We start from the raw sequence: 11,242 nt of genomic DNA, 5'->3' as shown, positions 1-11,242 counted from the left end.
TCACAAATTGCATTTCTTTATTGGAAGAAATAGTGATGGGATCCCTTGCATTACAGAGTGCAGGGAATCAATCATGGACTCTTGGTGCCCTTAAACGGATTAACAGGTTTTACCTGGTTAGAAACACTCATCGCTTTATTAGTAATGACACACATTACGATTGCAGCAGTGACGATTTTTTTACATCGCCACCAGGCACATCGTTCTGTGGACTTACATCCCATCGTTAGTCATTTTTTTCGCTTTTGGTTATGGATGACAACGGGAATGGTTACCAAACAATGGGTGGCCATTCATCGAAAACATCATGCGAAATGTGAAACACCAGAAGATCCTCACAGTCCGCAAACCCGTGGACTAAAAACCGTGCTATGGAAAGGCGCCGAGTTGTATCGCGCAGAAGCAGGTAACGAGGAAACCATGCGCAACTACGGCCATGGAACCCCCAATGACTGGCTGGAACGAAACATTTACAGTCCTTACCCTTATCTGGGCATCTCGCTGATGGCGGTCATTGATGTATTGCTGTTTGGTGCATTGGGAATTACTGTTTTTGCTGTTCAAATGTTATGGATTCCATTCTGGGCTGCTGGTGTTATCAATGGTATTGGCCACTATTGGGGTTACAGAAGTTTTGAAACGAAAGATGCTGCCCGCAATATCATGCCCGTTGGCATCCTGATTGGTGGTGAGGAATTTCATAATAATCACCATGCCTATGCTGCCTCAGCACGCTTATCCAATAAATGGTGGGAGTTTGATATTGGTTGGTTTTATATCCAGATGATGCAATTACTGAGGCTGGCCAAAGTGCGTACCGTCGCGCCAAAGTGTAAATTTGATGCCAGCAAAGTAAAGGTTGACCTTGATACAGTAAAAGCAGTGGTGAGAAATCGAGTGGATGTTATGGCGCTGTATGGGCGTAAGGTAATTCGACCTGTTATTCAACAGGAACGACAAAATGCCAGTAACTATCTTAACAAAGTTTTCAAAAAAGCCAGGCGTTTTATGATCAGGGAAGATATTAAACTGGATGTGCGTGCGAAAGCGGTATTGCAGGAAGCCCTGAGTGAAAGTAATACTCTGGAAACTGTTTATCAGTATAAACAGAAGCTCAAGGAAATATGGGCGCGTTCAACAGAAAATCAGACAAAACGCGTTGCAAAACTCCAGGAGTGGTGTGCTCAAGCAGAGCAGACTGGCATTAAAGTGCTGGAAGATTTTGCGCATGCATTACGAGGGTATTCCTTGCAGCCTGCCTGATATTTAAAGTCACGATATTCAGGATAAATATTCGAAACCGCTTTGACATTATCCAAAGCGGTTTTTTTATCATCATAGCAAATAGAAAAACCATTGTGCATAATAAACCGTTTCTGAATTACCCACTTCCGGTTCTATTTGTTTTGCTTCAAATCGCAAAGCATGGCTTTCTTCCAGTAGTAAATTTAGACCAAGCAGTGCTTCTGTCTGTTGCACTATAGCCTGCGACAGAAACAGTGTCGCATTATCGTCGTATTCCAGTGATTCATAACGGGTGACAATTGTTAAGTTATTAGTGATATGGTAACCCAATTGAATATAGTAGGCGGTGGCATTATACGTGTCAGGATTAGGCGTTAAGCCACCACCCGTCAGATCCGGACTGTCTTCGTACTGGCTGTAATAATACTCACCAAAGGTATAAAAATAGTTGCCGAAATAACTGAAATCCAGGGCAACAAAATTCTGTTCAAAAAGTACTTCGCCAGTTTTAACCAGGCCTGTATCACTGGCCTCGGTATAATTATGTGAACTGGCCATAAAGCCCAGTTCAATGCTATCGGTGACGCGGTAGGTCGTTCGTAAAAAAAGCGTGATGTCATTCCCCGGCGCCATGTTATTGAGCGGAAACACAGAAGCTGGACCGGTACCGTCTACGACATCAGAAGAATCAACACCATCTGCGTTGGCCACCGAAAACTGGTAAGTCCAGTTATCTGTTTCGCCGCCCATTAACAGGCCAATTAAATGAGAGGGAAGAAACCCACGTTCCGTTTCTTCTATCTCAATGAGGAAAGGGCGAGTGACCGTATGTTGAGCCAATGAACCGTGGACAAAATTATGATTCCAGAAGCCGAGGGGTTTCATGTAGCGTCCCACACCAATTTCAAATTTTTCAGAAAAGGTATGATTAATTGACAGGCGTTCTACTTCGGTTTCGATATGATTTTGATCGATTTCGAAAAGTAAATCGACGATGGCGTAAGTTTTTTCGCTGAGGTTGTGCTGGGTAACAATATCCACCGAGCCAAGCGCAAAGTTGTTTTCATCTTCCAGACCTGAGACAAACTGAACATCACCGAATACACTAAACTCTACCGCCTGTGACGTGAAGCTCAAACCAGACAGGCAGATTATGCCTGCAGTGAGTATGCGTTTCATTATAAATCCCTTTATTAGTGTTATTTTACAATCAATTTTCTAACAAATACGGCAACCACCTAAACGCTTCCTGGCTTCTCGGTGTCCCTGATTTGCCGCTTTGCGATACCACATAATAGCGGTACTATTGCTTTTTTCGACGCCCAGTCCTTTTTGAAATAAACTGCCAAGTTGATACTGTGATTTTACCTCGCCATTGTTGGCGGCCTTTTCCAGCCAGACAACAGCTAGCCCAATATCACGCTGAAATCCTTCCTGCCCCTTGAGATAATTCATTCCGAGTCTGTATTGTGCAGTAGTGTCACCCTGTTTCGCCTTGTCGATCAGGCTTGAATTTGGTGAGTCTTTTGGATAAAAAAGTTGACCGTTGGTGTCCTTGTCAGATTCTGGTTGTTTGATTGCCAATGTAATGGGGAGTACTTTTGTTTTTTGTTTTTTTGGCGCCAGGCTGTCTAGCACAGTCCGTGCATCTACCAATCCAGCACTGGCGGCCTTTTCCAGCCATTGTTTCGCTTGTTCGGTGTCGCGGCTTAATCCGATTCCATCAACATACATGATGCCCAGTTGATATTGGGATTTGGGGTGGTTGCGCATCGCAGCATCCATAAATAACTGAGCTGCTTTTACGGGATCTTTAGCCACACCATTTCCGGTTAAGTAATTTAAACCACGGGCATAGCTTAAGCTGGGCTCAGCAGGATTGGCCTTTTTCAGCTGGGTTTTTTCCTGCGGCTGTAATGAGTCCAGCTCCCGAACGGCGCTTTGTACACCTGCACTGGCTGCTTTTCCCAGCCACTTTCGATACAGGCTTTCGTTTTGTTTAACTCCGATACCCTGTTTGTAAAGTTTGGCGAGCTGGTACTGGGCTTTCGCGTGATGCTTGTCTGCCGCTTTCTGAAAATATTGTGCAGATTTTTCCAGCTGTACTTCCTCGTCATCGCCGGTTAGATAGCTTAATCCCAACCGATAATAGTCATTGGGGCTTTTATCAGTTTCACGGGAAGTGCTGCTGTCTAAAACTTTGGATAAGTCAGCATTGCGATTTTCATCGAGGTTTTTAATTAATGTGAGGTGTTCAGGATTAGTCGTTTCAATTCGATTGATGTAGTGTGTTGCTTCCAGCAATCCGTTTTCTGCCGCCAGGTTCAGCAATCGCAGTGCCTCGGCAGGATCAGGATCAGTACCTAGACCTTCATAGGTCATTTTACCCAAAATATAGAGCGATCGAACGTGGTCTCTTGCTGCTGCGTGCCGGAACCATTTGATGGCTTTGGCATATTGGCGTTTATCAGGTGTACCCTGAAGATAATAGTTTCCCAATTCATATTGTGAATTGGGAAACTATTATCTTCAGGGTACACCTGAAGATAATAGTTTCCCAATTCATATTGTGAATCGAGATGATTTTTTTCAGCGGCCTTGTTAAGAAAATAGTGGGCGTAATTTAGATTAGCCTTAACGCCCTCGCCATATAAGTAGATTTTGCCTAACTGGTACTGGGCCCGGATATGGTTTTGCTTGGCCGCCATTTCGAACCACTTAATCGCTTCCTGTACATTTTTTTCAACGGATTTTCCTTTCAGGTAATTCCGCCCAACCAGGTATTGCGCTGACGGATCATTGTACTCCGTTGCCAGGCGGTGCATGGTGTAATCAATGGATGTGTCGAAGGATTGAACACTGCTCGCGGCTTTAGCGACAGGTGAAATGCAGATGTATGTAAATCCGCAATATACAGTCCATAAGCAACTAAGCCATAGGAATCTAAGCTTGAACACATCCTGTAGCCGCAAAATCCATTTAAACAAAAGACATCCCCTCCATGTCTGTCAGCGGTTAGGTGTAAACAGGGGGACAAAAAAATACGCAGACCAATACGAATGATTAGTAGTGACTAAGGAGAGCAAATCGAATGTGGCTGCTTAAAGTTTTTGCTTATTATTAAGATTTTTCTTCGTATTTTTTCAAAGTGCCTCGACCCTGCTTAGCAACTTAGTATTATGCTAAAAATAAAAATTAGCAATACCTGAATAGAATAAACTTTCCCAGTCAATAAGCGGCTTAGTAAACGCGGTAGATTTTTATTTAAGCGACTGAAATGAATAGCAAATAAGAAAATCACAAATACTATAAAAATAAGCAGGAATGAAGATTAGGTGGCTGGTTGGGATTCCATCTGAAACAGGGCTGTTACTGAAAGCGATATTACAATGGAAATGTATAATTAATGAGCTGCGCTAACCAGACAGCAGCAATGGTTTTGGGTAAAAAATAACCGCAACCAAATTATTCGCAGGGAACTGTTTTTAAGCGAAGCGTTTTCAGGCTAGCTGTCGTGCGGCTCGTTTTTCTTTTTTAAGGATTGAATGTGCGAGCTGGCCCAATGGCCACTATTAACCAGGGAGCTGTTTGACTCTCTTGCCGGATTACGAGTGAACAACGGTTGTTGCCTGTCAGTTGTTTTTCTTAGTTGAGTCACCTGGCTACTGGTAGCTTCAAAATGCGGGATGTGTTTCGGTAATTTCAAATAAGCCGCAAACGACAATAAAAAGATACCGCAAAGTTCCAGGAGTAATGATCTCGATATTAAAAAATAAAACTCCATCTGCAGGGCCGGGTAATCGACAATCGACTCCAGTTGACCAAAAAAATCACTGGATGTTTGCTTCCGCGCACTGCTGAGAGTGTATAGCTTCTCCGATAAATCAAATTTTTTCGTCTCCAGCTCAGTGGCTCGATTCAGGGAATCCTGGCCCAGTTCCCGGCTATTGGCGTAGATAGATTTACTTTGTTTTTCTGCATTTAAACGGTAGGCCGCAATCATTTCATCCAGGCTTGCTATTTGAGATTTTGTTGCTGCAATTTGTTCATTCAGAGCAGAAGTTTCATTTTCACCACTTTGCAGGGTGGCTTTTTGCGCCAGGGTCATGACGGTAATACTGAAGAAAAACAAGATACAACCTAACAGGAAAAGCGAAAGCCGCCAGGCAAGATGTTTACTGCTTAATGCGGCTGCGGAGATAAAACAGATAGATTCCGTAATCTGAAATATTATGCCCGCGGCAATGAAAACGCGTTTTGATGTATCATCACCCGCAAAGTGCAGCATTCCCTCTATTAAATACCAGCCGGAAACAATCATGGCCGCGAGGCCAACCAGGAATATCGCGAGCTGTATTGAGCGAAAGTGTACGCTGCGAAATAATGATGCCTGGTGGGATAATTCGTTGGAATTCATCAAAATAACCTAATGAGGAATAAGATAATTCTTTATTAACACTTGCCAGAATTTTACATGAACCGGACGACAGGTAGTAGGAACTAGCGTGCCTAAACTTATCATATGAGATCTGTGCTGCAATGATTGTTGAAAAAACAATATGATACCGGTTTTATGTTTACTGGGAAAGCAGCTTGCAGACATATCGTCACTGCTCATTATTATTAAAAATAATAAATTCGATATGGCGCGATTGTCAGCAAGACGCACAATTCTGATGCTGATTATGTGTCATTATTTTCCTGGCGCCGGTGACTAAGTGCAATTACGCGTTATAGAGACGCGTTATATTTGGTTGCGTCTGCAATGTGGGTATTTGTGCTGGCTTATGTGGATGTTTTGCAACCATGGCTCCGGAGTAGATTTCGCGTTCGCGAAAATCAAAAACACTCAGTTTGAAATGATGTCATTACGCGGATGTGGTTCGCATAAAAAGCCAGACATAAGGCGAGGCGGAGGGGGAGAGTTTCAACAAGGTGAATTGATAGAATAAGTCAGCTCCGCCAGCCGACTCGCGGCTGGCGGTTATCAAATACCTGGTCACGTTTTCTAATGGGAACGACCTCTATCAATCGGGATGCGTTTTCCCGGGTGATGTTTCATACGCGTAGTATATAACTCACCTCTGTATCGATAGGTAACCCGATAACCCTTGAGTTGTCTTTCGGTTCGGTAGTGATTTTCAGTACGGCAATGGCGGCGTTGGTAAACCCGGTATTCGCCCGTGCGGTAGTATTGCGTGTTGGCGTTATGTACCAGTGTTGAACCGATGAGAGCACCCGCCACGGTAGCCAGTTCCGGATTATTATTTTTGCCGAGTTCATGGCCAATCACTCCGCCAATAAATCCACCCAACACTACCGCCTCAGGTGAAGCGTGGTTTACGCGTCGCGTGACTGGTTTTTTTACTTCTTCGCGCCAGCATTGTTGCTCCGGATAAACTACCCGTACTTTTCGGTAAATCGGTTTAACATGTATAACCTTTGCATATCGGACATGTTCTTTCTGTTTGTGTGCATGTCGTTTGTGATCAGCAAAGGCCAATGAAGAAAAAACAAGTGTCAGTGAAGTTGTAATAACAAGCATTACTTTATTGATGTTATTCATAAAGCCTCCTTCACGGAATTTTGAATAAGTAAGTTGACTTAGAAAGTTAGCGTTAAAAATGGTAACCGTTGTATTAATTAACGCTGGCTAAATCGAAAACCGTCGGAAGTTTTACGAAATTCTAGAACGTTTTTAATGAATTGCGGGTGATAAGATGAATTGAACCTGAATTCAGGTTCTCAAGCTGAATTGTGCCTGAACGGGTATATGAAATTCTCTGGAAGCTGATTTGCTATAAACACGCGTTCAAATCAGATTGGCAGTTCATTTTTAATTACTCAGGCAGCGACAAAACAAAGTCAACTAACTTGCCGATGTTTTCTTTACTAACGCGTGGGTAATAAGGCGGCATTGCGGCGGACCCTACAACCTCGCTCCAGTTGCCTTTTCCACCTTTTGAAACTTTTTCAATTAGCTGGTCTCTCGCAGCAGCATTTCCGGAATAACGTTTTGCGACATCTTTCCAGGCAGGTCCGACAATTTTCCTGTCAACAGCATGACAGGCCATGCAGCCACTTTTTTTTGCTAAAGCCAGCATATCGTCCTGTTGAAGTGCAGTACTCGCCTGGGTGGGTGTTTTTTCCTGGACAGGTTCGGCTTGAACCGGTTCGGATTTCGAAGCTTGTGTGTCGGCAGCTTCAGGCTTTGGCGCGGTTATTGGTTCTGCTGTAGCCTGTGCTTCAACTTCTTCTGGTTTGCCCTGTGTTTGTTCTGATGCTGCTGCGGGTGCCGTAGATTTATCTGCGGTGGTTGCTGATTGCTTCTCTTCACCGCAAGCGACCAAAATGAACATGATAAATACTGATATGATGAGCGATTTACAGAGTGTCAGTGTTCTATTCATATTATCAATTCCCATAATGGCGTTAGAAAAATTAAATCCGCATGGGTAATGATAGTCAGTATAGATGGCAATTCAACTTATGATCATAATTGCCAGGTATAAAAAGGGACTTCCCTGTCCGAGAGTAAGTGCTTACAAACTGATTACTGAAATACGTTGGTCGAAAAAGAAGAGGGTGGTTTAGTGCTATTTTCCGCGCTCACATTGCGGTCCCTGGCGGTCGTATTAAGGTGTGCGCAATTCTTACGTCGCATCCAGAGGTGGTTTGCACCATTGATAAAATAAGCGTAATCCTTGTCCAGGTAAGCATTGGCTGCGGTCGCTTCTATTCTTTCAGGAATACGGATTCTACTTCGACCAATGTTATACATTCGTGCCCGCAGGCTTGGGATTGCTTTCATTTTATGTGATTCATCTCGGTATATTGAGTCAAGCCAGCGCTTGGTATTTTTTGTCGTTAAACCGGATTTTAATACGTTTTCCAGATTGGAATATGGCTCGACTGAGTTATCCTGGTTTTCCTTGAGGAGTTTTTCAAGCTTCGGCCAGTATTGTTGATCGAGGTAAATTTTTGCCACAATGATGGTTTCGATGGTTTGCAGTAAATCTTCATCATTTATATATTGTAAAGAATCAAGATCAGCTTCGAGTTCGTTTCGATGGGCGATAGGGGTGGCAAGGTCTCGATAGAGTGGCGCGTAAAAATGAAAGAAAATAGCCAGTGCAAAATTGCTGGTTGTAACATTAGCTGACAACATATTCAGATATAACATCCAAACGTTGCGTAGCTGGTGCAACCATTTGATCAGCCAGTGACGATGCTTGGTATATTGCAATAATTTGCGTATTACAGCGCACTTGAAATAATCAGGCGAGAGGCATTGCATCAGCGGCAGGCCAATCACCAAAGTATTTTTAGACCACAAAGGTACAGGTGCCACTGGTGTTTTGACGAGGTCGATTGAGAGCTGTTCGCTAACGACAATGTTGTCAATTCGAGGAATGCGCGCTTCATGACTGAAACTGTTGAGCAGGCTGTGGAGATTACCGGCAAACTGAGGCTCCAGGGGAATACCTTCTGTGTCACGGAATTTAATTTTTACCAGGTAAATCGTATTGATTGCTGAAATGCCGGTGATGCATGCCCAAATTGCCAGATGGAAAATATCCCCAAACGTATAACCTGTGATGACATAAGCGCCAAGCGTCCACATACCCATGAGCATCAACGTGGGAAATAATAGAAGATAGGCAAACCCGATAAGTGCTACGAAGAGAACCAGTGCTGCATACAGGTTTGGAAATTTCTGCGCCTGTTTGTAAATTTGTTGCCACAAATAGCCAGCTTCTAGTGACCGAAGTTTATTCAGTATCATTACAAATATCCCTTTGCCTGTGGAGAATAAATAGTATTGTTGTATACCTGTAATTAAAATGGATTCAGGAATAGTTGCTGTGAATGCAATCACAGAACATCTATCGGTGGGGCGTGGGATTATAAAACAGTGAACCAGGTTTTATGGCGTCTGCCAGGGCGGAAATAATTTGTGTTGTCATAGTACGATTCTTCATCATTTGTCGTATCCCATCCCGGCATACCCAACAAAGGAAATGGCGAAAAATCCTGGGGTGATGTAATCACGTGCCCGGCTAAAAATAAATGTGTTAACCGGTCGTCAGTTTCAGAAACGAGGACTTCCGTTGTTTGCTCAAGAAGCGCCTGATCAACGGTCAGTAGAATGCTGTGTGCTGTCATTCCGATATACGGATTGAGCGCTTTTTCATACATGGCGTGCCCGAATACGATGCACTTGAGGTGTTGATTAACTTCACTGCGATGTTGCCAAAAAAGCGTCTTCCATTGAAAGTTACGAACCAGTTTCAACAATTCCGGTCGGGATGACAAAATTACGGCGCCGCATTCATCAAACTGTGTGAGCGCATTTTCCATCGAGCCACGCAGCCGTTGATCAGGGGTGGTATTGGCCCGCTGTTTTAGCGCCTGGTAATGCAGTTGGTTAATGATCGTTTTGGTATTTGGCATCATGCGCCAGACCATCACTTGAAAAAAGTCATGCCAGTTGTGTTGTCGGGTTTGAATTTCCCCTTTTAAATAAATGCGTGGTTCGTAACCATCTTCAAATCGCGCTGATTTGTGACCTTGTTCAACAAACCGTAACGGCATAGCGTTTGCAGAGCATCTTTCACCGGTACCGGCTTCAAAATAGTGCTGATACGCCTGCAAATTTGGCCAGTCAGCATGCGACTGGGTGAATGCCTGTGCAAAGGGAATGAGAGGCCAGAAAGCGGGATGCTTTGACAGGAACTGATTATCCCAGGTGTCATTACTGTGCGTGATCATGAAAATACGTTAAGAAAAATTTGTAACTTATTGTATTATATACGTAATTAGCGTCAGTTGTGAAGTTTTTCAATAGCGCAATATGCTTATTGGTACTTACTATAGAAGCTTGTTCGTAAAATGTGATGTTTTCGCTGGATTAATATCCAGGAATGACCGCCAATTAGATCAGTCATTCGTGTGGGATCGCCAGCGTAGAATTGCTGCCGGCGCACACTACGTAGTTGAGTCGTTAATATAGAAAGCTTAGATTCGTATACTCGTTAGTGCTGTATAAATTTTCCTATATATGTGATTGATATTATGGGACCTATATAAAATTTTAGTAGCCACGCAGTGGGGAATTTGGTTTAATCTATACGTACGTACTTCATTCGACTATTCACTGCCTGATTGGCGACCATTCAAGTTTATTTGCATCAGCGAATGTGCATAACGAAGGATCGTTTATCAAGCCTCCATCACTGGCTGTTTTCACAAAGGTTAATTCAGGAATTTCAAAAGCATGTTTCATCAGTATCTGCGTCGTATTTTCATTGCCGTCGTTTTATTGGTTGTCTCTACAAATTCTTTCGCCGATGTTGTCAGCGCGACAATTAGCCAGGATACAACTTGGACCGCCAGTGGTAATCCCTGGATCATTAGGGCTCCTGACGTTAACACTCCAATTAATGACATCAGCGTCGTTGGTGGCGTGACACTCACTATAGAACCGGGCGTGATCGTCGAGTTTGATGGGCCTATTGCCCTTCGCGTGGAGGGAACGCTGATTGCCCGTGGTTTGGCTGATAATCCAATTACTTTTAAATCTTTTAGTCCTACGGGACAATGGCGTTTTATTGAATTCTGGAATCCCGCTTTTGGATCAGCAACGTTTAACAATGGTGTCTATCAGAGTGGTTCTATTCTTGAGTATGTTAACCTCGAATCCGGTGGCGGACTGAGTTTCAGTAAAAATCCGTCCAACGGCACAATTTATGTTAATAACGTGCTGCCTTATATTAACAATGTTTCTATCACGGACGGTGATGCGACAGGAATTTATGCCGCCGATGTCGATGGTGAATTTAAAATTCACAATTCCACGATCGCCAATAATCATGATACCAGTGGTAATAACCCTGGTGGAATTTTTGTACAGGGAATAGCTGGATCAAATATTGATATTGATAACAATTCAATTTTAAACAATTCAACAACGACCACTGTCGAAGGCGGTGGCGGT

General features: G+C 43.4%; 9 protein-coding genes and 1 pseudogene. 2 read left to right on the top strand and 8 right to left on the bottom strand.

Annotation, left to right across the window (positions count from 1 at the left end; all coding sequences use genetic code 11):
- The first annotated feature begins 84 nt into the window (after positions 1-84).
- A complete protein-coding gene (locus tag ACWVCM_RS07945) occupies positions 85-1,263 on the top strand; it encodes a DesA family fatty acid desaturase (RefSeq protein ID WP_455201195.1) in 1,179 nt (392 codons plus the stop codon).
- Positions 1,264-1,335: 72 nt separating this feature from the next.
- Here the strand turns inward: ACWVCM_RS07945 and ACWVCM_RS07940 are convergent, their stop codons facing one another.
- The 8 genes and pseudogenes from ACWVCM_RS07940 to ACWVCM_RS07905 all read right to left on the bottom strand — a co-directional run bounded on the left by ACWVCM_RS07940 (position 1,336) and on the right by ACWVCM_RS07905 (position 10,017).
- Positions 1,336-2,424 carry a hypothetical protein gene (locus ACWVCM_RS07940; RefSeq protein ID WP_455201194.1) on the bottom strand — a complete coding sequence of 363 codons (1,089 nt, stop codon included), beginning with the start codon at positions 2,422-2,424 and terminating at the stop codon, positions 1,336-1,338.
- Positions 2,425-2,463: 39 nt separating this feature from the next.
- On the bottom strand, positions 2,464-3,627 hold the full coding sequence (locus tag ACWVCM_RS07935) for a tetratricopeptide repeat protein (RefSeq protein WP_455201196.1): 1,164 nt from the start codon (positions 3,625-3,627) through the stop codon (positions 2,464-2,466).
- Between the two features lie 209 nt (positions 3,628-3,836).
- Positions 3,837-4,070 (bottom strand): annotated as a pseudogene (locus ACWVCM_RS07930) (tetratricopeptide repeat protein); the annotation flags it as partial.
- A 680-nt stretch (positions 4,071-4,750) separates the two neighbouring features.
- Positions 4,751-5,662, bottom strand: coding sequence for a hypothetical protein (locus ACWVCM_RS07925; RefSeq protein WP_455201193.1), 912 nt, complete (start codon positions 5,660-5,662; stop codon positions 4,751-4,753).
- 591 nt (positions 5,663-6,253) lie between these two features.
- A complete protein-coding gene (locus ACWVCM_RS07920; protein ID WP_455201192.1) occupies positions 6,254-6,811 on the bottom strand; it encodes a glycine zipper 2TM domain-containing protein in 558 nt (185 codons plus the stop codon).
- A gap of 274 nt (positions 6,812-7,085) precedes the next feature.
- On the bottom strand, positions 7,086-7,655 hold the full coding sequence (locus tag ACWVCM_RS07915; RefSeq protein WP_455201191.1) for a c-type cytochrome: 570 nt from the start codon (positions 7,653-7,655) through the stop codon (positions 7,086-7,088).
- 143 nt (positions 7,656-7,798) lie between these two features.
- On the bottom strand, positions 7,799-9,031 hold the full coding sequence (locus ACWVCM_RS07910; RefSeq protein WP_455201190.1) for a hypothetical protein: 1,233 nt from the start codon (positions 9,029-9,031) through the stop codon (positions 7,799-7,801).
- Between the two features lie 119 nt (positions 9,032-9,150).
- Complete coding sequence (locus ACWVCM_RS07905; protein WP_455201189.1) at positions 9,151-10,017, bottom strand: DUF3025 domain-containing protein; 867 nt, start codon at positions 10,015-10,017, stop codon at positions 9,151-9,153.
- 505 nt (positions 10,018-10,522) lie between these two features.
- Between ACWVCM_RS07905 and ACWVCM_RS07900 the strand changes: the two genes are divergently transcribed.
- Positions 10,523-11,242: hypothetical protein (locus ACWVCM_RS07900; protein WP_455201188.1), on the top strand; the 720-nt coding region annotated here is incomplete at its 3' end.

The organism is Kaarinaea lacus (assembly GCF_975902315.1).
Note: the sequence above shows the minus strand (reverse complement) of the source record. Positions and strands in the feature narration are given on the sequence as shown.

Coding starts and splice junctions, on each gene's coding strand:
- ACWVCM_RS07940 (WP_455201194.1), bottom strand. CDS start 2,424: ATGAAACGCATACTCACTGCAGGCATAATCTGCCTGTCTGGTTTGAGC.
- ACWVCM_RS07935 (WP_455201196.1), bottom strand. CDS start 3,627: ATGACCTATGAAGGTCTAGGTACTGATCCTGATCCTGCCGAGGCACTG.
- ACWVCM_RS07925 (WP_455201193.1), bottom strand. CDS start 5,662: ATGAATTCCAACGAATTATCCCACCAGGCATCATTATTTCGCAGCGTA.
- ACWVCM_RS07920 (WP_455201192.1), bottom strand. CDS start 6,811: ATGAATAACATCAATAAAGTAATGCTTGTTATTACAACTTCACTGACA.
- ACWVCM_RS07915 (WP_455201191.1), bottom strand. CDS start 7,655: ATGAATAGAACACTGACACTCTGTAAATCGCTCATCATATCAGTATTT.
- ACWVCM_RS07910 (WP_455201190.1), bottom strand. CDS start 9,031: ATGATACTGAATAAACTTCGGTCACTAGAAGCTGGCTATTTGTGGCAA.
- ACWVCM_RS07905 (WP_455201189.1), bottom strand. CDS start 10,017: ATGATCACGCACAGTAATGACACCTGGGATAATCAGTTCCTGTCAAAG.